18 protein-coding genes and 1 pseudogene are annotated in these 20,945 nt (G+C 38.0%); 14 read left to right on the forward strand and 5 right to left on the reverse strand.

Annotated features, from left to right (window positions below; all coding sequences use genetic code 11):
* Nucleotides 1-51 precede the first annotated feature (51 nt).
* Nucleotides 52-1,854 carry a biotin/lipoyl-containing protein gene (locus tag F3G75_RS04230; protein WP_149716678.1) on the forward strand — a complete coding sequence of 601 codons (1,803 nt, stop codon included), beginning with the start codon at nt 52-54 and terminating at the stop codon, nt 1,852-1,854.
* A gap of 106 nt (nt 1,855-1,960) precedes the next feature.
* On the forward strand, nt 1,961-3,535 hold the full coding sequence (gene pckA / locus F3G75_RS04235) for a phosphoenolpyruvate carboxykinase (ATP) (RefSeq protein WP_188115390.1): 1,575 nt from the start codon (nt 1,961-1,963) through the stop codon (nt 3,533-3,535).
* Nucleotides 3,536-3,880: 345 nt separating this feature from the next.
* Here pckA and F3G75_RS04240 read toward each other — a convergent pair whose 3' ends face one another.
* The 3 genes from F3G75_RS04240 to F3G75_RS04250 are packed head-to-tail and all read right to left on the reverse strand — an operon-like array spanning nt 3,881 to nt 6,461.
* Complete coding sequence (locus F3G75_RS04240; RefSeq protein ID WP_103600024.1) at nt 3,881-5,236, reverse strand: cation:dicarboxylate symporter family transporter; 1,356 nt, start codon at nt 5,234-5,236, stop codon at nt 3,881-3,883.
* Between the two features lie 11 nt (nt 5,237-5,247).
* Entirely contained in the window at nt 5,248-5,742 is a 495-nt protein-coding gene (locus F3G75_RS04245) for a peptidylprolyl isomerase (RefSeq protein WP_149716680.1), read from the reverse strand.
* A gap of 11 nt (nt 5,743-5,753) precedes the next feature.
* On the reverse strand, nt 5,754-6,461 hold the full coding sequence (locus F3G75_RS04250) for a YebC/PmpR family DNA-binding transcriptional regulator (protein WP_021093135.1): 708 nt from the start codon (nt 6,459-6,461) through the stop codon (nt 5,754-5,756).
* 149 nt (nt 6,462-6,610) lie between these two features.
* On the opposite strand from F3G75_RS04250, the gene F3G75_RS04255 reads away from it, so the two are divergent.
* From F3G75_RS04255 to F3G75_RS04270, 4 genes are read left to right on the forward strand one after another with little or no spacing between them, the layout of a single operon-like run.
* Nucleotides 6,611-7,165, forward strand: a complete 555-nt coding sequence (locus tag F3G75_RS04255; protein WP_149716681.1) for a GNAT family N-acetyltransferase — start codon at nt 6,611-6,613, stop codon at nt 7,163-7,165.
* Entirely contained in the window at nt 7,162-7,365 is a 204-nt protein-coding gene (locus F3G75_RS04260; RefSeq protein WP_087579699.1) for a heavy-metal-associated domain-containing protein, read from the forward strand. Before F3G75_RS04255 ends, F3G75_RS04260 begins: the two co-directional genes overlap by 4 nt.
* Nucleotide 7,366: 1 nt before the next feature.
* Entirely contained in the window at nt 7,367-9,544 is a 2,178-nt protein-coding gene (locus F3G75_RS04265; protein WP_149716682.1) for a heavy metal translocating P-type ATPase, read from the forward strand.
* A gap of 3 nt (nt 9,545-9,547) precedes the next feature.
* Nucleotides 9,548-10,087, forward strand: a complete 540-nt coding sequence (locus F3G75_RS04270; protein ID WP_149716683.1) for an oxidoreductase — start codon at nt 9,548-9,550, stop codon at nt 10,085-10,087.
* 2 nt (nt 10,088-10,089) lie between these two features.
* Here F3G75_RS04270 and F3G75_RS04275 read toward each other — a convergent pair whose 3' ends face one another.
* Nucleotides 10,090-10,479 carry a hypothetical protein gene (locus F3G75_RS04275; RefSeq protein WP_021090651.1) on the reverse strand — a complete coding sequence of 130 codons (390 nt, stop codon included), beginning with the start codon at nt 10,477-10,479 and terminating at the stop codon, nt 10,090-10,092.
* 207 nt (nt 10,480-10,686) lie between these two features.
* On the opposite strand from F3G75_RS04275, the gene argH reads away from it, so the two are divergent.
* The 3 genes and pseudogenes from argH (at nt 10,687) to F3G75_RS09585 (ending at nt 13,216) form a co-directional block, all read left to right on the forward strand.
* Nucleotides 10,687-12,099 carry an argininosuccinate lyase gene (gene argH / locus F3G75_RS04280; RefSeq protein WP_149716684.1) on the forward strand — a complete coding sequence of 471 codons (1,413 nt, stop codon included), beginning with the start codon at nt 10,687-10,689 and terminating at the stop codon, nt 12,097-12,099.
* Nucleotides 12,100-12,544: 445 nt separating this feature from the next.
* Nucleotides 12,545-12,817 (forward strand): annotated as a pseudogene (locus tag F3G75_RS09580) (methyl-accepting chemotaxis protein); the annotation flags it as partial.
* Nucleotides 12,818-12,907: 90 nt separating this feature from the next.
* Nucleotides 12,908-13,216: a CZB domain-containing protein gene (locus tag F3G75_RS09585; RefSeq protein ID WP_410369058.1), complete on the forward strand. Its 309-nt coding sequence runs from the start codon at nt 12,908-12,910 to the stop codon at nt 13,214-13,216.
* Nucleotides 13,217-13,255: 39 nt separating this feature from the next.
* Here F3G75_RS09585 and F3G75_RS04290 read toward each other — a convergent pair whose 3' ends face one another.
* Complete coding sequence (locus F3G75_RS04290) at nt 13,256-13,609, reverse strand: histidine triad nucleotide-binding protein (RefSeq protein WP_021091047.1); 354 nt, start codon at nt 13,607-13,609, stop codon at nt 13,256-13,258.
* A 118-nt stretch (nt 13,610-13,727) separates the two neighbouring features.
* On the opposite strand from F3G75_RS04290, the gene pheS reads away from it, so the two are divergent.
* The 5 genes from pheS (at nt 13,728) to F3G75_RS04315 (ending at nt 20,901) form a co-directional block, all read left to right on the forward strand.
* A complete protein-coding gene (pheS, locus tag F3G75_RS04295) occupies nt 13,728-14,723 on the forward strand; it encodes a phenylalanine--tRNA ligase subunit alpha (protein WP_085657680.1) in 996 nt (331 codons plus the stop codon).
* On the forward strand, nt 14,720-17,056 hold the full coding sequence (pheT, locus tag F3G75_RS04300) for a phenylalanine--tRNA ligase subunit beta (RefSeq protein ID WP_149716686.1): 2,337 nt from the start codon (nt 14,720-14,722) through the stop codon (nt 17,054-17,056). Before pheS ends, pheT begins: the two co-directional genes overlap by 4 nt.
* Nucleotides 17,053-18,330: a 3-phosphoshikimate 1-carboxyvinyltransferase gene (aroA, locus tag F3G75_RS04305; protein ID WP_149716687.1), complete on the forward strand. Its 1,278-nt coding sequence runs from the start codon at nt 17,053-17,055 to the stop codon at nt 18,328-18,330. Before pheT ends, aroA begins: the two co-directional genes overlap by 4 nt.
* Nucleotides 18,320-19,144, forward strand: coding sequence for a 4-hydroxy-3-methylbut-2-enyl diphosphate reductase (locus tag F3G75_RS04310; protein WP_149716688.1), 825 nt, complete (start codon nt 18,320-18,322; stop codon nt 19,142-19,144). Before aroA ends, F3G75_RS04310 begins: the two co-directional genes overlap by 11 nt.
* An 80-nt stretch (nt 19,145-19,224) precedes the next feature.
* A complete protein-coding gene (locus tag F3G75_RS04315; protein WP_149716689.1) occupies nt 19,225-20,901 on the forward strand; it encodes a 30S ribosomal protein S1 in 1,677 nt (558 codons plus the stop codon).
* The last annotated feature ends 44 nt before the right edge of the window (nt 20,902-20,945 follow it).

Raw genomic sequence — 20,945 nt, forward strand, 5'->3', positions numbered from 1 at the left:
TCATTTTCTATGAATTCTTTAAATAAATTTATAAAATTAATGAGGTGGGTGATGGCGAAGAAATTTATCGATGTTATGGATACGACCTTTAGAGATGGCTTTCAGTCAGTTTATGGCGCTAGAGTGCTTATGAATGACTTTTTGCCTGCGCTTGAAGCAGCCAAAGAGGCTGGCATAGAGCATTTTGAATTTGGTGGCGGAGCGAGATTTCAAAGCCTTTATTTTTACCTAAATGAAGATGCTTTTGCGATGATGGATAAATTTAGAAGCATCGTAGGACCAAAAGCAAATCTTCAAACCCTAAGTAGGGGCGTAAATACCGTCACACTTGATACTGGCAGCCGTGAGCTAATCGACCTTCACGCAAAACTTTTCAAAAAACATGGAACCACCACCATCAGAAATTTTGACGCACTAAATGACGTTGAAAATTTAAAATATTCAGGCGAGAGGATCGCTCATCACGGACTAAAACACGAAGTTGTTGTTACGATGATGGATTTGCCTAGTGGCTGTGTGGGAGCTCATGATGTTAAATTTTATGAGAAAATTTTAAGAGAAATTTTAGATGCAAATATCCCTTATCACAGCGTTTGCTTTAAAGACGCAAGTGGTACAAGTAGCCCGCAAAAGGTCTATGAAACCATAAAAATGGCTAGAAAGCTACTTCCAGAAAAAACTCATATCAGACTTCATACACATGAAACTGCAGGCGTAAGTGTGGCTTGCTATCTTGCAGCGCTTGAAGCCGGCGTTGATGGCATAGATCTAGCCGCAAGCCCAGTAAGTGGTGGTACAAGTCAGCCAGATATCTTAACTATGCTTCATGCAGTAAAAGGCAAAAACTACGATCTTGGCGGACTTGACGTGGAGAAAATTTTAAAATACGAAAGCGTTTTGAATGATTGCTTAAAAGAGTATTTCTTACCACCTGAAGCCGTGCAAGTAAGCCCGCTCATACCATTTTCACCAATGCCAGGTGGCGCACTCACTGCAAATACCCAGATGATGAGAGATAATAATATCTTAGATAAATTCCCAGAGGTCATCCTTGCTATGCGCGAGGTGGTGCAAAAGGGTGGATACGGCACTTCAGTGACCCCTGTTAGCCAGTTTTACTTCCAACAAGCGTTTAATAATGTAATGTTTGGCAAGTGGAAAAAGATCGCTGAGGGATATGGCAAAATGGTGCTTGGCTACTTTGGCAAGACCCCAGTTACGCCTGATCAAGAGATCATCAAGCTTGCAAGCGAGCAACTAGGCTTAAAACCAACTACAAAACACGCAGTTGATATAGCAGATAAAGACGAGAGTAAGTCGCTTGCACACGTAAAAGAAATTTTAAAACAAAATAAGATCAAAGTCACCGAAGAAAATGTTTTTATAGCAGCAGCTTGTAAAGAAAAAGGCATCGCATTTTTAAAAGGCGAAGCAAAAGTAAATGTAAGAAAAGTAGATCCAAACGCTAAGGCAAACGAGGGCAGACAAACTCAAAGTGGCAGATATAGTGTCGTCGTAAATGGTAGCCGCTACAATGTCGAAGTAAGCGAGGGCTTTAACGATAGCATCCAAGTAAAATCGATCACCGAAGTTGAAGGCAAGAGCGTAAAAAATGCTAAAAGTGCAGCAGCAGGCGCAACAGCAAATGATATCGTTGCTAGCTTACCGGGTGCTGTGCATAAAATTTTAGTAAGCGCAGGAGACCATGTCAAAAAAGGGCAAGCTGTAGTCGTGCTTGAAGCAATGAAGATGGAGATAGAGGTCAAAGCCCCAAAAGATGGCGTAATAGGCTCTATTGAAGTTAGCAAAGGTCAAAGTGTCGCGAACAATCAAGTGGTGGCTAAATTTAAATAAATTTGCCCATTTTAAAAAGAGAGTGTTAAGCGAAATTTGATTAACATTTTGATGACTTTTAGGTCAGAATTTATAAAAAATGAAAATTTTAAAAGGAAATAACATGATAAACAAACTAGACGAACTAGGTCTAAAAGAGATCAAAAAGATAAATCACAATCTAAGCTACGACGAGCTTTTTGAGCTTGAAAAGGCAAACAACGAAGGCAGGGTTTCAAGCAACGGCACATTTATGGTTGATACGGGAATTTTTACTGGAAGAAGCCCAAAAGATAAGTACTTTGTCAAACAAGATCCAAGTCAGAAGTATATCGCTTGGGGCAAGATAAATCAGCCTATAACAAAGGAGCTATTTGACAAGCTTCTTAAAAAAGCAAAAGAGCAGCTTAGCGGCAAGGAAATTTTTATCCAAGACGCATTTTGTGGAGCTAGCAAAAAGAGCCAAAAATCAGTCCGCTTTGTCACTGAAGTAGCGTGGCAAGCACACTTTGTAAAAAATATGTTTATACGTCCAAGCAAGGAAGAGCTAGCTAAATTTGAGCCTGATTTTGTAGTATATAACGCTTGTAAGACAAAAAATGAGGACTACAAGGCTGATGGGCTACATTCAGATGTCTTTGTTATATTTAACGTTGAGGAAAATGTCGCAGTGATCGGCGGCACATGGTACGGCGGCGAGATGAAAAAGGGTATTTTTTCTATGATGAACTACTGGTTGCCACTTGAAGGTAAACTAAGTATGCACTGCTCTGCAAACGTAGGCAAGAAAGGCGATACAGCGCTATTTTTTGGCCTATCTGGTACTGGTAAAACTACACTTTCAACTGATCCAAAGCGCAAGCTAATAGGTGATGATGAGCACGGCTGGGACGATGATGGTGTATTTAACTTCGAGGGCGGTTGCTACGCAAAATGTATAAACCTTGATCCAAGTAGCGAGCCAGAAATTTACGCAGCGATCAGGCGTGACGCGCTACTTGAAAACGTCGTGGCTGATGAAAATGGAGTGGTTGATTACAAAGATGGCTCAAAGACTGAAAATACACGCGTAAGCTATCCGATCTATCACATTGACAACTACGAACCAAGCTCAAGTGCTGGCCATCCAAAAAATATCATCTTTTTAAGTGCCGACGCTTTTGGCGTGCTTCCTCCAGTTGCGAAGCTTACAAAAGAGCAGGCTATGTATTATTTTCTAAGTGGCTACACGGCAAAAGTTGCTGGTACAGAGCGCGGTATCACCGAGCCAGTCGCTACTTTTAGTGCTTGCTTTGGCGAGCCATTTATGCCACTTCACCCAACTGTCTATGCAAAATTACTTGGTGAGAAAATAGATAAACACGGCGTAAATGTCTATCTTGTAAATACAGGCTGGAGCGGCGGTGCTTACGGCGTTGGCAAGCGTATGAGCATAAAAGCGACACGTGCTTGCATAAATGCGATCCTTGATGGTAGCATCACAAAATGCGAATTTGAAAATTTTGATAAATTTAACTTCGCTATCCCAAAAGAGCTTGACGGCGTCGAGACAAAACTGCTAAATCCTATAAACACATGGGCAAATGCAGCTGAGTATAACGCTTCACGCGATAAGCTCGCTAAAATGTTTGTTGAAAATTTCAAACGCTATGAAGATGTAAAAGAGGGCGTTGAGTACGCAAAAGCTGGACCAAACGCTTAATTTATATATAGCCTTGCAAAAAAGCTTCTTGCAAGGCTAGTCTTTTTAGTTGGCATTTTTGATATTAAAGTATCTTTCTTCTAAATTCCAAGTTCAAGTATTACATTTGTAAATTTATTCTAGTAAGTAACAAAATATTAGATACAAATATATGAGTTACTAATAAAATTTTTCCTATTACACTTAGCTCCTAGTTTTTCTTTTTGTGCTTGAACCAGTTATCAAATATTGTTTATTGTGTTATTTTCTAAAAATTTTTATAGGTTTGAGGAGGAGGAAGATTGTATAAATTTAGAATAAAAAGAAAAATAAGGGCAAAGTTGCCCTTATAGTTATAAATGTATATTATGAGTGAAAGTGAAATTCTTCTGGATGATCTAGTGCGTATCTAAATTTATCCATATCGACTTTTTTATCCCAGATAGAAACTATCATGCAACCAACAGCGTTACCGCAAAGATTACCAACTGCACGCATCTCTGACATAAATTTATCAACGCCAAGTAGCACAGCTACGGTGACTACTGGTATGCCAGTGCTCGGAAGTGCGCTTAATGTGCCAGCAAGGACGACAAAGCCCGATCCTGTAACGCCAACTGCGCCTTTACTTGTGATCATTAGTACGATTAGTATACTTATTAGATGCTCAAAGCTTAGCGGGATGTTGAAAGCTTGAGCTAGGAAAATAACGCTTAGACTTAGATAGATGTTGGTGCAGTCAAGGTTAAATGAGTAGCCAGTTGGAATGATAAGACCAACAGCGCCTCTATTTATACCAGCTGATTCTAGCTTTTGCATAAGTGGCGCAAGAGCCGTTTCACTCGAGCTTGTTGCGAAGACTACCAATACCTCTTTTGAAATAAAACGCATAAATTTAAAGACATTGATTTTCGCAAAATAGCAGATAACGCCAAGCACAACAAAGATAAAAAAGCAGCTCGCAAGTGCCATAACAACCAAAAGCTCCATCATGCCAAGAAGCGTTCCGATACCAAATTTACCGATTAGATAAGCCATAGCCGAAAATGCAGCCACTGGGCTAAAGAGCATAAGCCAACTAAGAAGTTTTAAGACATAGTGCTGAATAAATTCAAGTGGCTTTAGGCAAGCTTGTTTTTTATCATGAGCTAGCAGCGAAAGTACGATGGCAACGATAATAGCCATGAAAAGTACTTGAAGTGTGTTTGATTTTATAAATGGATCAAGTATATGCACGTAAGGAAAAATGTCATCTACTGGCACAGCTCCTCTTAAAAGATGAAGTGTATGTGCTACAAATCCGCTATTTGCGTCCATATTTGCAGCCTGAGATGTAAATTTAGCTACGCTTGAGGCATCAAGCTGAGTGTAGTCAAGATTCATGCCATGTCCTGGACGAAGTGTCTCGCCAAAGATGATACCAACAGCAAGCGCAAGTGTGCTAACTATCTCAAAATAGATAAATGCCTTTAATCCAATAGACCCAAGATCTTTTAGACTCTCGAGCCCAACGATACCTGAAACGATCGTTAAAAAGATAATAGGGCCGATTAAAATTTTAAGTGCTTTTATAAAATAATCAATGCCTGGCTTGCTTGCTATACCAAGCTCAGGCGCGACCATGCCAACGACAACACCACCAACAATACCGATCACAACCCAAAAGGCAAGATTGGTAAATAATCTTACAGCAAGATTTCCTTGCTTTTTAGTATTATTCATAAATTTCCCCTTTATAGGCTTTCTCTGATCTTAGCAGAGATGATCTTATCGCCTTGTCTTATAGCGTCAAGCACCTTTAGGCTCTCTTCATCAACGCATTTTCCAAAGACTGTATGCACGCCATCAAGATGAGGTTGCTTGCTATGACAGATGAAAAACTGCGATCCGCCAGTATCGCGTCCTGCATGAGCCATGCTAAGGCTACCGCGCTCATGTTTTACCTTTTGGTTGTCGCATTCGCATTTTATCCTCCAGCCAGGACCGCCCGTGCCCGTGCCATTTGGGCAGCCACCTTGGATGACAAAATTTGGTATAACTCTGTGAAAATTTAGACCATTATAAAAGCCTGATTTTATCAAATGGATAAAATTTGCGACAGCTTGTGGTGCTTCTTCTGCAAAAAGTTCAAGTCTGATCTCGCCTTTATCTGTCTCTAAAACTGCAAATTTATCTTTTTTAAGCTCGTCTAAATTTATATCATAAACTTTTAATTCATCAAAACGCATGTATATCCTTTTTATTCAATATTTGTATAAACTGCTTGAACGTCATCATCGTCTTCTAACTTATCAAGAAGCCTTTCAACCTCAAGCATTTGCTCTTCATCTAGGCTCACGGTTTGATTTGGCAAGTACTGAAGTGAAGCTTTTTTAACTACTAAATTTAACTTCTCTATGCCTTCATGAAGTGTGCCAAAATTTGCGTAATCGCCATAAACAAATAGTGCGTTTTCGTCTTCTTCGATGTCGCTTAGACCATAATCAATCAACTCAAGCTCGATCTCTTCGATATCTGCACTTGGTTTTTCAAGCTCAAAAACGCTCTTTCTTGTAAACATAAAACTAAGGCTGCCGCTTGGCAAAATTTCTCCGCCATTTTTGCTAAATATCGCTTTTACATTTGCAACTGTTCTTGTTGGGTTGTCAGTAGCGCACTCAACGATGATTTGCACGCCGTGAGCTGCTTTGCCGTCATAAAAGATAGTCTTGATATCAGCGCTATCTTTGCCATTTGCTCTTTTTATAGCCGCATCGATGTTATCTTTTGGCATATTTTCAGCTTTTGCTGCTGCGATGGCTGCGCGAAGTTTTGGGTTCATATCTGGATCACATCCGCCATCTTTTGCCGCTACTGTTATAGCTTTTGCAAGTTTTGGAAATACCTTGCTCATCTTATCCCATCTAGCTTCTTTTGCGGCCCTTCGGTACTCAAATGCTCGTCCCATAAATATCCTTAAATAAATTTTTTACGGATTATAACTAAAAAAATTTTATACTTTTTTAAAACATTTTTAGTTTGCCAGCCAAAGCGCCTAATTTGTAAATTTAAAAAAATATTTGGTAAAAATTTAAGCTAAAGGCATATAATCAAGCCATGATAAAAAATGCTCAAAAACAAGATGCAAAAATCTGCATAAAACTACTAAATTTAGCGATGGAAGATATCGCCTACAAGCTAAGTGGTTACGATGATCCTATTAAAAGTAATGAAATTTTAGAAATTTTTTTCAAAAGTGAGACAAATAGACTAAGCTATAAAAATGTCTTTGTTTATAAACATAATGAGGAAATTATCGCTGCTATGTGTGTATATTTTGGTGGCGACGCGGAGCAGCTTGATAGAGAAATTTCACAGCATTTAAAGGCGCTTGGCAAAGACGCCCAGGTAGAAAAAGAGTGTTTTGATGATGAGTTTTATATAGATAGTATCGCTGTTGATGAAAATTTTAGAGGCCAAGGGCTTGCAAAAGAGCTCATAAGGTATTCATTTGTCAAGGCAAAAGAACTAGGGCATAAAAAGGTTTCATTAATAGTAGATACAAATAAGCCAAAAGTTCGTAAATTTTACGAGAGTTTGGGCTTTAAATTTAATGTCAAGAAAATTGTAAATTTACATGAATACGACCATATGATAAAGGAGATAATATGAAAACATTTGAAGCAAACAATATCCACTGCCAAAACTGCGCAAACACTATAAAAAACGCACTTGAAGATGACTTTGGCAAGATAGAAGTTGATCTTAGCAAAGAGCCAAGACAAGTTAGGGTTGATCTTAAAGATAGTGAAGTTGAAAAATTTAAATCTGAAATGGCTGATCTTGGATTTGACGTTATAAAGGAGCTTTGATATGCCTTTAAAAGTCAAGCTAAATATAGCGGGAATGAGCTGCGTAAATTGCTCAAACGCTATCGAGAAAGTTTCTAAAAAGATAGATGGGGTGCTTGAAGCAAATGTAAATTTTGCAAATGCAAGCGGCGAATTTGTCCTAAAAGACGCTAGCGTGCGTGAAGTTTTAGAGCAAAAGATAAAGAAGCTTGGCTATTTTGTGGCGACAAATATTGATGAATTTGAAGCCAAAAGAGACGAGCATATAACTGCGATCAGAAATAAATTTATATTTGCATTTCTAGCGAGCATGGTCATCATGGCGCTTGAGATGTTTGTAAGGCCTAGCGTGGTTGTAAATTTAGCCATTTTAGCGCTTGGCTTTTTGGTGCTAGCTTTTAGTGGCAAAGACTTCTTTGCTCACGCCATAGAGGCTGTTAAAAACAAAAACTACGATATGAACGTGCTTGTAGCTCTTGGAAGCGGCAGTGCATTTTTATACTCGCTTTTTGTTGTGATCTTTTCAGATTTCATCCCAGATGATCTAAAAAATGTCTATGTCTCGGGCGCAGCGATGATAATAGCCTTTGTTTTGCTAGGTAAGTATCTTGAAGAGCGCTCAAAGGCAAAGGCAGGCGACTACCTAAAGACGCTACTTAAAATTTCGCCAAAGACCGCCTTTTTGGTCATGCCAGATGGACATAGTAAAGAGGTAAATGTAAATGAGCTAAAAGTAGGCGACATCGTCATCGTAAAAAATGGCTACAACATTCCAAGTGATGGCGTGATAGTTCAAGGTGGCGCTGAGATATATGCTTCTATGCTAACAGGCGAGAGCCTGCCAGTTTATAAAGAGGTAGGAGATGGCGTATTTGCCGGCACTCTAAACACAAATGGCTACATAAGCATCAAGGTGACAAAGAGCTCTTACGAGAGCTTGCTATCTCAAATTTTAAACCTACTAAGCGACGCTAGCTCTAAAAAGATGCCAATAGGTAGGCTCGCTGATAAGATAGCAAACATCTTTGTGCCAAGTGTCGTGGCGATCTCAGTTCTTACATTTTTAATATGGATAATTTTTAGTGGAAATTTCGCCTATGCGATCTCTAGCGCGATCTGCGTTTTAATAATCTCATGTCCATGCGCTCTTGGACTTGCTACGCCAATAGCAATAGTAAGCTCGCTTGCATGTGGTGCAAAAGCTGGAATTTTAGTAAAAAATCCAGAAGTTTTAGAGCTAATAAAAGATGCTAAATTCGTAGCATTTGACAAAACAGGCACACTTAGTAAAGGGCAAATCAGCGTCAAAAGCTCAAATTTAAGCGAGCAAGATTTAGCTCTTATCGCTTCTGCTGAAAATTTAAGTGAGCATCTCATCTCAAAAGCTATCGTTAGATATGCAAAGCAAAAATGTATAGATTTACAAAAGCTAAATGGAAAATTTCAAAATGTTGTCGGGCAAGGCATCATCTATGAGGATGAGAATAATCAGATAATAATCGGAAACGAAAAGCTGCTTTTGGCAAATGAAGTAAGTTTAAATCCGGATGAAAGTAACGCTATAAAAGAGGCTACAAACGATGGAAGCGGCGTCATACTTTGTGCTATAAATAAAAAATTTGTTGGTTTTTTAACGCTTAGTGATGAGTTAAAAGACGAGGCGAGCGATGTTATAAATGAGCTTACTAGTCTAAATTTACAAAGTGTGATCCTTTCAGGCGATGATGAGAAGGTGGTTGCAAGTATTGCCAAGAAGCTAAATGTGAGTAAATATCACGCAAATATGCTGCCTGAAGATAAATTTAATGAGATAAAAGAGCTTACAAATCATGGTGGCGTTATCTTTGTTGGAGATGGCGTAAACGACTCACCATCACTTAAAGAAGCAAGTGTTGGTATCGCTATGAACTCGGGCTCAGATATAGCAAAAGGTGCTGGAGATATCGTGCTTATTAAAAATGATTTGCGTGGCGTGACCGGACTAGTTAGACTAGCAAATGCTACTATGGTAAACATAAAAGAAAATTTATTTTGGGCATTTATGTATAACGCGATTTGTATTCCAGTGGCTGCTGGCGTGCTTTACCCGGTCTTTGGGCTACTTTTAAGCCCAGTTTATGGCTCAATGGCGATGTGTCTTAGCTCTGTTACTGTCGTTTTAAACGCACTTAGACTTAGATATCTACGACTTAAGGATTAAAATTTGAAATTTGGAGAACTTTATAGCGTTGTAGCGGCTGCGCTTGCTGTAAATTTTAGCGGCATTTTAGACGTTTCATCTTTTATGCGTATCAAAAAGACAAATGCGTGGATAACGCAGACAAATAACGAAGCAAATAAAAAAGGCAATGAGCTTTATACCAAATTTATCAAAGATGAAAGTAGTGCTGCTTTATGTGACGATTTTGTCATTTTAAAGTCAAAATTTGAAGCAAGTTACTATTTTTCGTCTGCAAAAGATGATCTAGCTCAATTTTATAAGGCTATAAATTTTCAGCCAAAAATGGGCGAGGTTGATAGCATCTCAAATCAGCTAATTTTAATAGCAAATATTTTAAAAAGCGAAGCATCTAAGGAGTCTATGAAGCTTCTTGCAGCTTTTAGTGTCTCATTTTTCTTGCCTTATGCTAAACAGCTTTCAAAAGATATCCAAAAAGACGCGACTAGCAATTTTTATAAATCAATGGGATATTTTTTAGAGGATTTTTGCTTGGTTTTAGAAACTATTATTGGTAAGGCTTAGTTTTAAGCCTGTGCCATTTCTATCATTTGAGTTTTAATGCTTAAAATGTTATTTTGAATGGCTGACTGCTCTAAATTTAAGTAATGAAGCATTTGCATAGAATTACGATCTTTTAGGCTTTGAATGCTTGAAATTTGATGCGAAATATCTAGCTTTTGATCTTGTAATTTTTCTAAGTCCTTTTGTAACTGTATGGCACTTGCTTTATTAATAATTATAGGGGAAATTTTAGCATCTTCTCTTTGTTCTACATGTACTTCATTGCTTCTTACAATATCTTTCTTGTCATAGCCAGAAGATACTAACATGCTTGTTTTTGAGCTATTTGAAGAGATAGATGTATAGCCGTCATGATAGAAAATGTTTGAGTTCATATTCGCATCTATTTGCATATCATCTTTCCTCTTATATAGATTATTTTTATTTTAAACTATATTCAATAGAAAATTAAAATAGTTTTTAAAAAGTTATATTTTGAATTATATTTCTATATCCTTAAAGATAAATTATATTTATAACTTTTTTGCAACTTTATAGTTAAAATACCCAGTTAAGTGCTATTTTGTTAAAATCACACAAAACTAATCAAAGGTAAAGCTATGAAAGAAGAGAAAAATGCACACAAAAAGATGTGGGAGGGCAGATTTAGCGAGGCTAGTTCGAAGTTACTTGAGGAATTTAATGCCTCTATAAATTTTGATAAAAATCTTTTTGAAGAAGATATCGCTGGTAGTAAGGCTCACGCAAAGATGCTTGGGGTTTGTGGAATTTTGAAAAAAGAGGAGTCAGAGGCGATCATAAAAGGGCTTGATGAGGTTTTGGCTGAGATAAGGGCTGGTAAATTTGCTTTTAAGATAGAGGATGAGGATATCCACATGGCCGTTGAAAAGCGCCTTAGCGAGATCATCGGAGCTGAGCTTGGCGGCAGACTGCACACAGCTAGAAGTAGAAACGACCAAGTTGCGCTTGATTTTAAATTTTATGTTTTGAAGAAAAATTTAGAAATTTCATCTCTCATCAAAGAGCTCATCGCCACGCTTACAAATTTGGCAAAAAACCACAAAGATACGCTAATGCCAGGCTACACACATCTTCAACACGCTCAGCCAGTAAGCCTTAGCTATCACTTGCTAGCATATGCATTTATGTTTAAAAGAGATTTCGAGCGTTTTGTTAGCTCATATGAGCGAAACAACCTAAGTCCGCTTGGTTCAGCAGCCCTTGCAGGCACACCGCATAAGATAGATAGAACTATCGTTGCAAGCGAGCTTGGCTTTGCAGGCTGCACGCAAAATGCGATGGATAGCGTGAGTGACCGTGATTTTGCGCTGGAAATTTTATTTAACATTAGCGTTTTTATGACGCACGCTTCTAGGCTTTGCGAGGAGCTCATACTTTGGAGCTCACAAGAATTTGGCTTTGTAAGTATCAGTGACGCTTATAGTACAGGAAGTTCCATAATGCCTCAAAAGAAAAATCCAGACGTCGCTGAGCTCATACGCGGTAAAACTGGGCGCGTAAATGGAAATTTGGTAGCGCTACTAACTACGATGAAGGGTCTGCCACTTGCTTATAATAAAGATATGCAAGAAGATAAAGAGGGTGTGTTTGACAGCGTCTCAACCATTTTAAGCTCGGCTACCATCCTAAATGAGATGATAAAAACAGCTAAATTTAATGAAAAAAATATGCTAAAAGCTACAAAAACAGGGCATTTGAGCGCGACCGATCTAGCGGACTATCTAGTGCGTGAGAAAAATATCCCATTTAGAACGGCACACTTTATCACTGGAAAAGCTGTGGCAAAGGCTGAAAGTTTGGGCCTTGATTTGAGTGAATTAAACGAAGAGCAGCTAAAAAGTGTGGATGAAAATTTAGATGCAAATGCTATTAAATTTTTAGATCTTCACGCTTCAAAAGAGGCGCGTTGTTCGCAGGGCGGCACGGCAAATAAAAGCGTTGATGAGCAGATAGAAATCTTAGACTACTGTCTTAAGAAAAAAGAGTTATAATTACGCAAAATATACAAATTTTAAAGGATGAAAAATGTTTTTTGATGGCAAGAATAAAGAGCTTTCTAGTAAAAATGAAGCTTTACAAAGAGAAAATGAAGCTTTAAAGGCTGAAATTTTAGCACTTAAAGAGGAGCTAAAAAACGTTAAAACTTGCGAGCCAAAAGAGCAAGCTAAGGATAAGCAAGAGGCTGTAAATTTATTGCTTTCAAGTTATCAAGATGGTATAAATTTCTTGCAATTAACAATGGAAGAAAATCTAAAAATGCTTGAAAGTATAAATGGACTAAATGAAAAGACTTTCAAAGAGACGGGCGAACTCAAGTCGCAAACGGCTGAAATTTTAAACTCGATCGAGCAAGTAAGCCAGATGAGCAATGACCTTTCAAATGATGCTTCTTCGCTTAATGGAAGCGTAAATTCGATTGCTGAGATTATAAATCTTATTAAAGATATCTCAGATCAGACAAATTTGCTAGCTTTAAATGCTGCTATCGAGGCGGCCCGTGCTGGTGAGCATGGACGAGGTTTTGCTGTCGTAGCAGATGAGGTTAGAAAGCTAGCTGAACGCACTCAAAAAGCGACACTTGAAGTAGAAGTAAATATAAATGGCCTTAAGCAAAGTGCGAATACGATGATCGAAATGAGTGAGAATTTCTCAAAAATTTCTACAAATGCTATGAAAATTTTAGGTGGATTTGAAGGAAATATCTCAAGCGTAAATGCAAATACGCAAAATATCCTAAATCAGGCTCTAAATGTTACAAATGAAGTCTATGTAAGCAATGGAAAAATAGATCATATAAATATGAAATTAAATGGATATAGAGGCGTGCTTTTAAATGAGTTTAATAAGATTCAAGATGTTCATGAGTGTAGATTTGGCAAATGGTATGAAAAAGATGTGAAAAATACTCTCGTAAAAGATGCCAAAATTCTCTCAAGTATCGCAGCTCATCATGAAAATGTTCATCATGGTCTAGAAAAAGCGATGGTTATTTTTGCTGATAAAGACAAAGGAAATCTACCTGGCGTTGAAATATTAAAAGATGTCGAAAACTCAAGTAAAGTAGGTTTTGAAGAGTTGCTTGAAGCTATTAAGGCTGCAAGAAAATAAATTTTAGACTCATGCTTTGAGTCTAAAATTTAGAAGTTATTAAAATGTGCTTTGTGGATCAGCTACGCCTTCGCTCCAGCCAAGCTTAGCTCCGCCAAGCAGGTGAAAATGCAGATGCATAACTTCTTGACCGCCGTTTTCACCGCAGTTTGTGATGAGTCGGTATCCGCTCTTATCAACGCCCATTAAGGTCGCCACTTCTTGGATAAATTTAGTCATCTCTCCCATTAAAACCGGATCCATCTCTTGGAAATTTTTATAGTGTTTTTTTGGGATGATTAGGATGTGGATCGGTGCTTTTGGATTTATATCGTTAAAAGCTAGAAATTTCTCGCTTTCAAGCACTTTGTTGCAAGGGATTTCACCAGCTACGATCTTTTCAAATATGGTCATTTTAGCTCCTTTGAAATTTTGCAAAATTATATCAAAGTGTGCTTAAATTTCGTGCTCTTTATCTTGATTTTAACTCTTTTTCTATAAAATCGACTCAAAAATTTATAAAGGCAAAAAATTGCAAGATTTCGTTAATAAAATCAAAAATGAAATTTCAACGCTTGATGATTTGGAAAAAGTCAGGGTAGAAATTTTTGGCAAAAAGGGTATCTTGGCACAAGGCTTTGCAAAGCTAAAAGAGCTTGGTGAAGATGAGAAAAAGGAATTTGCAGCAAATTTAAACAAACAAAGAGATGAGCTTGGCGCGCTAATAGAAGCTAAAAAAGCTGAGCTTAGCGAACAAGAGATAGATAACAAGATGAAAAAAGAAGCCGCTGATATCACGCTATTTAATGAGCCAGTGGCTAGCGGAGCGCTGCACCCTGTTATGGCTACGATGGATAAGATAATTGAATACTTTTTGGCTCTAAATTTCTCGCTCGAGACCGGACCACTGATAGAAGATGATTTTCACAATTTTGAAGCGCTAAATTTACCAAAATACCACCCAGCACGGGACATGCAAGATACATTTTACCTAGATGATTTTAGACTTTTAAGGACGCATACGAGCCCAGTTCAGGTGCGAACTATGCTAAATCAAAAGCCACCTATTCGCATGATAGCGCCAGGCACCGTCTTTAGACGTGATATGGATTTAACTCATACACCGATGTTTCACCAGGTTGAGGGCCTTGTGGTAGAGGATGCTGAGAAAGTTAGCTTTGCAAATTTAAAATCAATGCTTGAGGGCTTTTTAAAGCATATGTTTGGCGATGTTGAAGTGCGTTTTCGCCCTAGCTTTTTCCCATTTACGGAGCCTAGCGCAGAGGTTGATATTAGTTGTATATTCTGCCATGGTAAGGGCTGCAGAGTGTGCAAGCAGACTACTTGGCTTGAGGTACTTGGATGCGGCGTCGTTGATCCAAATGTATTTAAGGCAGTTGGCTATAAAAATGTAAGTGGATACGCCTTTGGCCTTGGCGTTGAGAGATTTGCAATGTTGCTTCATAGAGTGCCTGATTTGAGGTCACTTTTTGAGGGAGATTTAAGATTGTTGGAGCAGTTTAAATGATAATTTCAAAGCATTGGTTAAACGAGTGGATTGACCTTAGCGAGGTTAGCGGCGAGACACTTTCAAAGACATTAAATTCTATCGGGCTAGAGGTTGATAGCTATAAAGAGATAAATTTACCAAAGAGTATCGTAGTTGGATACGTAAAAAGTAGAGAAAAGCACCCAGATGCCGATAAGCTAAGCGTTTGTCAGGTAGATGTTGGCGGAGAGACACTTCAGATCGTGTGTGGGGCTAAAAACGTTGAAGCTGGCCAATTTGTGCCAGTCGCGCTCATTGGCACGACTATGCCAAATGGTCTTGAGATAAAAAAAGCAAAGCTAAGAGGTATCGAGTCAAGTGGTATGATCTGCTCTTCAAGTGAGCTGGGACTTCCAAAGGTAAATGATGGAATTTTACCGCTTGATGAGAGTATCGGCAAGCTAAAACTTGGTACAAGTCTTAGCGAATTTGAGGTATTTAAAGATACGATAATCGAAGTTGATGTCACAGCAAACAGAGGCGATTGTCAAAATTTACATGGCATCGCAAGAGAAATTTGTGCAGCGCTTGATCTAAATATGAAAGATAGTCACGAAGACGATGAAAGCGAAAATTTACTAGGTATTGGCAGAATAGCTTCTGTGCGAGCAGAGGATAAAGTAAATGGGTCATTTTTATATAAGGCTTTTGAACTAAAAGAGGGACTATATGAAAATCTAATAACTCGCATGCGTCTAGCATTAATAGAGTGTCAAAAGATAAATTTAGTGGAGAGACTGCTTGAATACGCAACATTTTGCACGGGTGTTTTATTTAGAGCTTATGATCACGCTAAACTTGTAAGTGAAGGTGAAAAGGCTGTTTTTGATATAAAAAATGGCAAAAATGGCGAATGTGTCGTTTATTGCGGGGATAAAAATTTAGGCATTGCCGGAATTTACCAAAGTGACATAGCAAGGGTAGATGAGAAGTCAAAAGTGATCCTAGTAGAAGCTAGCTACGTAAAGCCAGATATTGTTTCAAAAGCTATTTTTGAAAATAAAAATTTACCAAAGGGTGATCAAATTTATCGCTCAAGTCGTGGCAGTGAGCCAAATTTAGCTTATGGTGCGGATTATTTATTTAAAAGACTTGCTAGTTTTAAAGATGTTCTAAATCTCTTTGCTGGCTCACAGCAGTCGCTTTTAAATACCGAGCCTATAACACTAAGCATCTCTCTTTTTGAGCTTAAAAATATGATCGGTCAAGATATTGCTAGAAATGATGTCGTTAAAATTTTAAAGAAACTTGGCTTTGAGATCGCAGTAAATGTTGAGCAAGAAAGCTTTAACGTAAAAGTGCCGTTATTTCGCCACGATATAGTAAATTCTCACGATGTTTGCGAGGAGATCGTAAGGATAGTAGGCATAGACAATATCGCTTCAAAACCACTAAATTTCTCTGAGAAAAATAGGCTAAATAAGACATATTTTGACTATAAAAACGCCCTAAATTTAAGGCGTAGAGCAGCTGATAATGGCTTTTTTGAAAGTGTGCACTATGTCTTTGATAGTGAGGATGAGCTTAGCGAGCTAAATTTTAAACCATGCAAAGTCAAGATACTAAATCCTATAAATAACGAGCTAAATACGCTTAGACCGACACTTGTTAATCATCTTCTAAGCTCAAGCGAGAAAAATATCAAAAACTCGAAACGCTCAGTTAGACTTTTTGAGCTTGGAGAAATTTTTGACGAAAATGTAAATCAGGGCTTAAATTTAGGTTTTGTTGTGTCCGGACTTTTAAAAGAGCCAACACTGATAAACGGTGCAAAAGGTGAGGAGGCAAATTTCTATGCATTTGCATCGATGGTGCAAAATGTCATAGGTAAATTTGAGCTAAAACCTTGCCAGGGCATCTCATATCTTAGCCCATACGAGCAAGCACACATCTATCAAAATGGCGAAAATATTGGCTATATCGGTAGAGTTGATGCAAGAGTAGAAGCAAAGAGAGATCTGCCAAGAACATATGTTTGCGAGATTGATTTTGCCAAGCTTAAATTTGAACCGGTCTTAGCAGTGCCTTACTCGAAATTCCAAAGCACCACAAGAGATCTTAGCCTCATCGTGCCTGAAAATTTCGAGGCTGGACGAATTTATGAGTGCATAAGAGGGCTAAATTTAAAAGAGCTAAAAGAATTTTTACCAGTTGATATTTATAAAGATGCGAAACTAAATGGCGCGATCAGCCTTAGCCTTAAATTTACATTCCAAGATATGGAAAAAACGCTCGAAGATGACGATATAAACGCACTTATGGATAAAATTTTAAGCGAGCTAAAAGAGAAACTAAATATCGGAATAAGATGAGAATTTATCCATTAGAAAAAAGTCTAAATTTAACCATCGATGACATCGCGGCTGATAAGTCTATCTCACATAGATGCGCGATGTTTTCGCTTTTAAGCGATAAACCATCTCGCGTTAGAAACTATCTAAGAGCAGGCGACACGCTAAATACCTTAAAAATAGTCGAGCTTTTAGGTGCAAAGGTCGAAGACAGTGGTTCTGAAATAACGATCACACCGCCACAAAAGATAAAAGAGCCAAATGAAATTTTAGAGTGTGGCAACTCTGGTACGGCAATGAGGCTTTTTATGGGGCTATTAGCCGCACAGGATGGCTTTTTCGTACTAAGTGGCGATAGATATTTAAACTCACGCCCGATGGCAAGAATAGCAAATCCACTAAACGATATGGGTGCAAAGATAGATGGTGCAAACAACGCAAACAACGCCCCGCTTTGCATAAGAGGGACAAAATTTGAAAGATTTAGTTTTGATAGCAAGATTGCCTCAGCTCAGGTAAAAAGTGCGCTTTTGCTGGCAGCACTTTATTCAAATGGCTGCAAATTTAGCGAACTAGAGCTAAGTAGAGATCATACTGAGCGCATGCTTGCAGGCATGGGAGCTGATATAAAGCGTGATGGCTTAGATATCACTCTAGAGCCTATGAAATCGCCACTTGCGCCACTTGATATAGATGTGCCAAATGATCCAAGCTCAGCATTTTTCTTTGCAGTTGCAGCTCTAATCATCCCAAATTCGCATATCGTTTTAAAAAATATCTTGCTAAATAAAACTCGCATAGAAGCTTACAAGATTTTAGAAAAAATGGGTGCTGAGATAAAATTTCATAAAACATCAAGCAAATACGAAGATATCGGTGATATAGAGGTTAGATACTCACCAAATTTAAAAGGCGTGGAAGTTAGTGAAAATATCTCGTGGCTCATCGATGAAGCCCCGGCTTTAGCCATCGCATTTGCCTGCACTAAAGGTCAAAGCAAGCTAACAAATGCTAAAGAGCTTCGTGTAAAAGAGAGCGACAGGATAGCTGTCACGATAAATGCGCTAAAGCAGTGCGGTGTAGATGCTAGCGAGCTTGAAGATGGTTTTATCATAAATGGTTCAGAGGCTAAATTTGCCACGATAGATAGCCACGGAGATCACAGGATCGCTATGAGCTTTGCCATACTTGGACTAAAATGTGGCATGCAGATAGAAAAGAGCGAATTTATCGCCACTTCATTTCCAAATTTTGCTGAAATTTTAAAGAAAATGGGAGCTAAAATTGAAAATTGAGCTTGCTAGTAGCTATGGATTTTGTTTTGGTGTAAAAAGGGCGATAAAAATCGCTGAAAATGCAGGAGATGCTGCAACTATTGGGCCACTCATTCATAACAATGAAGAGATAAATAGGCTTGAAAAAAACTATAATGTAAAGACGCTTGATGGCATAGACGAGCTAAAAGATGAGAAAAAGGCGATCATCCGCACTCATGGCATCACCAAAAATGACCTTGCAGAGCTAAAAAAGACAGATATAAAAGTGATTGACGCAACTTGTCCGTTTGTGACAAAGCCACAGCAAATTTGTGAAAAAATGAGCGAAGAGGGCTATGATGTGGTGATCTATGGCGACATGCACCACCCTGAGGTAAAGGGCGTGAAGTCATACGCCAAGGGTAACGTCTATGTTGTGCTTGAAGAGAGCGAGCTAGATGGCATTAAATTTAAGCAAAAGGTCGCACTTGTTAGCCAAACGACTAGAAAAGTCGAGAAATTTATGCAAATCGCAAACTACCTTATGCTTCACGTAAAAGAGGTACGCGTTTTTAACACTATCTGCAACGCAACATTTGAAAACCAAGAGGCTGCTAAAAATTTGGCAAAAAGAGCTGATGTGATGATAATAATTGGTGGAAAAAATAGCTCAAATACAAAACAACTCTATCTAATATCTAAAAATTTCTGCGAAGATAGCTACCTGATAGAAAGTGAAGAAGAGCTTGAAAAGTCATGGTTTGAGGGCAAAAATTTGTGTGGCATAAGTGCGGGTGCAAGTACGCCTGACTGGATCATACAAAAAGTCGTTGACAGAATCAAAAAAGTATAAAATTTATCCTAGCTAAAGCCACAATTAACTATAATAAGCTAATTTGCCTCTACTGGCATAATAAAATTTAAAGGATCAAGATGGCTGTGAACAAAAGTGTTCAATTAGGAAAAGCAAAAGACGAAGATATTGAAGATATCGATTTTGCTGCGATGTTAGAGGAGTCTTTTAAAAAGACTGAAGAAGATAGTGACGCAAAGATCGTCAGTATCAATGGCGATGAGGTTTTAATCGACGTTGGCAAGAAGTCAGAAGGCATTTTAAATGTTTCTGAGATCACTGATGCAAACGGCAACCTGACGCATAAAGTTGGCGATACGATCAAAGTTGTAATAACTGGATCAAGAAATGGAAGACCTATAGTGTCGCACAAAAAAGCACTTAGAAAAGAGAAAGTTAAAGCTTTCATCGAAGCTTACGATCCTGAAAATTCTGGCGAAATAGATGTAAAAGTAGTTGGAAAAAATAAAGGTGGTTTTATAACTCAAGATGTAAATGGAGTGGAATTTTTCTTACCAAAAACTCACAGTGGCTTTAAAAATGCTGAAGGAGTAATTGGTAAAACATATAAAGTAAGAGTTATAAAAATTGATAAAGAAGAAAATAGCATAGTCGTCTCTAGAAAGAAAATTTTAGATGATGATCGCAAAAAACGTAAAGAAGCTCTATCAAGCATAGTAGAAAATGATAGTGTTATAGAGGGCACAGTTAAAAAAATCACAACTTATGGTATGTTTGTTGATGTTGGCGGAGTCGATGGGCTTGTACATTATAGTGAGATAAGCTATAAGGGCCCAGTAAATCCTAGCTCACTATATAAAGAAGGTGATAAAGTTTTAGTTAAAGTTATCAGCTATGACAACGAAAAACGCCACTTGTCTCTATCTATCAAGGCAGCTACTCCAGACCCTTGGGAAGAGATCATAAATGATGGATTAGAGGTTGGTGACACTATCAAAGTAACAGTTAGCAATATTGAGCCTTATGGTGCATTTGTTGATCTTGGAAATGATATTGAAGGATTTTTACATATATCTGAAATTTCATGGGACAAAAATATCAAAAATCCAAAAGATCACATCAATGAAGGTCAAGAGATTGATGTTGAAGTTATTGAAATTGATGCTAAAGGACACCGCCTAAGAGTAAGCCTTAAAAATTTACTTCCAAAGCCATTTGATGAGTTTAAGGCAAAACACAAAGAGGGCGACGTAGTAAAAGGCGTTGTGACAACTATCACAAATTTTGGTGCATTTGTTAGAGTGGGTTGCGTTGAAGGCTTACTACATAATGAAGACGCGTCTTGGGATAGAAACGATAAATGCAAAGATATGTTTAAAGCTGGTGACGAGCTTGAAGTAAAAATAATCAAAATCGATAGTACTGAACAAAAAGTTTCACTTAGCCTAAAAGACCTAAAACAAAGTCCAGTTCAAGCATTTGCTGATAAATTTAATGTAGGTGATATCGTAAAAGGAACAATTCGCGACATTAAAGACTTTGGCGTATTTGTAGAGCTTGGTGATAACGTTGATGCGCTGATCCGCAAAGAAGATTTAGGTAGTGTAGACGTTAGTACACTTAAGATTGGCGATGAGATCGAAGCAGCTATCGCATTTATCGATGAGAAGAAAAATAGAATTCGCCTGAGCATACGCCGTTTAGCAAAACAAAAAGAGCGTGAAGTGTTAAATGAGATCAATGATAACGATGATAAAGTAACACTTGGCGATATTATAAAAGAACAATTACTTTAGTTTAAATGGGCAGACGCATACTTTTATTAGTAGTTGTCCTGCTA

It is taken from the genome of Campylobacter concisus (genome assembly GCF_902460705.1).
Classification (GTDB): domain Bacteria; phylum Campylobacterota; class Campylobacteria; order Campylobacterales; family Campylobacteraceae; genus Campylobacter_A; species Campylobacter_A concisus_Z.